This is a genomic window from Streptomyces sp. NPDC059900 (assembly GCF_050270335.1).
Lineage (GTDB): Bacteria > Actinomycetota > Actinomycetes > Streptomycetales > Streptomycetaceae > Streptomyces.
In genome coordinates, this window is record NZ_JBNNJZ010001083.1 from 1 (window position 1) to 1426 (window position 1426).

The window sequence follows — 1426 nt, forward strand, 5'->3', positions numbered from 1 at the left end:
GGGTGTGCAGTGCGCAGTGCTGGGCCAGTGGTCCCAGGGGCGCGGGGCGGGCCTGGCTGCGGCGGGCGCGGTCGAACAGCGGGGTGCTGTCGGCGCGGGCGAGAGCGGCGACGAGGTGTTCGCGGACGGCGGCGAGTTCGTCCTCGTCGGCAGGCCCGTCGGTGCCCATCGGCAGGGACTGGCGCATGCGGGGGTCCTCGCGCAGCACGGCCAGGGCGGCGCGGGTGAGCTGTTCGGCCAGCGTGTAGCGGGTGTGGGTGTGGATGCCCAGCGTCAGGTGCATGGAGACCTGGCCCTGGGCGCGGGCGGCGTGCAGCCAGCCGCGCGGCAGATAGAGGACGTCGCCGGGCTCGAGGACGGTGTCGATGCGCGGTGTGCCGCGGGCGGCGCTGGCGACGGCGGCGCGGTGGTCGGTCCAGGGCTCGTTGCGCAGCGGGTCGGGGTGGACGGGTTCGTGGATGACCCAGCGTTTGCAGCCGTGGATCTGCAGGACGAACACGTCGTGCACGTCGTAGTGGGCGTCGAATCCGCGGTTTTGCGGCGGGGTGATGTAGGCGTTGGCCTGGACCGGGTGTCCCAGTTCGGTGCTCAGGCGGGTGCTGAAGTCGGCGACGGGTTCCCAGGTGCGGTGCAGGGCCTGCAGGACGAGGGTGGCGCCGTCGGCGAACGCGCGCCACACGGCGGTGTCGTCGACCTGGTCGGCGATGGTGGCGCCGACCCCGCCGGGCGCGGTGAAGGACGACTCGGCAAGGGTGGCGCCGTCCTTGGCCAGGCGCAGGAAGGGCGTGCGCAGCCCGCGCCGGGAGATCAGTTCGTCTGCTGCGGCGGCGGAGAACAGGTCGCCGAAATCGCTCGCACCGCGGGTGAGCAGCGCGGTGCGCGCCCACACGTCGCGGGCGAAGTCCTGCCGGCTCAGGCCGGTCAGCCGGGACTGCAGGATGCCGGCACCTGCCGTGCCGGCATCCTGCAGCTGGGCCGGGGGGACACTCAAACGCCGCTGCCCGAGCCGTCGGCGCCTCCGTCGGCTCCGCCGTCGTGGACGCCCGGTGTGCCGGCAGCTCCGCCGTCCGCGGGTCCTTCGGCGCCTCCGTCGGCTCCGCCGTCGTGGACGCCCGGGGTACCCGCCGCGCCGCCGTCCGCAGGTCCTTCGGCCCCTCCGTCGGCTCCGCCGTCGTGGACGCCGGGCGTGCCGGCAGCTCCGCCGTCCGCGGGGCCTTCGGCGCCTCCGTCGGCTCCGCCGTCGTGGACTCCCGGCGTGCCCGCCGCGCCTCCGTCAGCGGGGCCTTCTTGCTGGTTCGGGTCCTGCTGAGGGTCGGTCATCTGTCCTCCTGGGGATCGGACGGCCGGGATCGGGGGCACCTGCGGTGCCCGTGCCGCCCGCTTCCACCAAGCTCGCTCACGGGTTTGCGGTCGGCAACCTGAACGG

Annotated in this window: 2 protein-coding genes; both read right to left on the minus strand. The window is 74.8% G+C overall.

Annotation, left to right across the window (positions count from 1 at the left end; all coding sequences use genetic code 11):
* A partial coding sequence (locus ACQKIP_RS47410) for a cupin domain-containing protein (protein WP_427745864.1) occupies positions 1-991 on the minus strand: 991 nt, incomplete at its 3' end.
* On the minus strand, positions 988-1320 hold the full coding sequence (locus ACQKIP_RS47415) for a BatC protein (RefSeq protein WP_365853692.1): 333 nt from the start codon (positions 1318-1320) through the stop codon (positions 988-990). The genes ACQKIP_RS47415 and ACQKIP_RS47410, both read right to left, overlap by 4 nt.
* Positions 1321-1426: the final 106 nt, after the last annotated feature.

Bases quoted from the DNA above. Each gene is read 5' to 3' on its own strand.
- ACQKIP_RS47415 (WP_365853692.1), bottom strand. From the start codon at position 1,320: ATGACCGACCCTCAGCAGGACCCGAACCAGCAAGAAGGCCCCGCTGAC.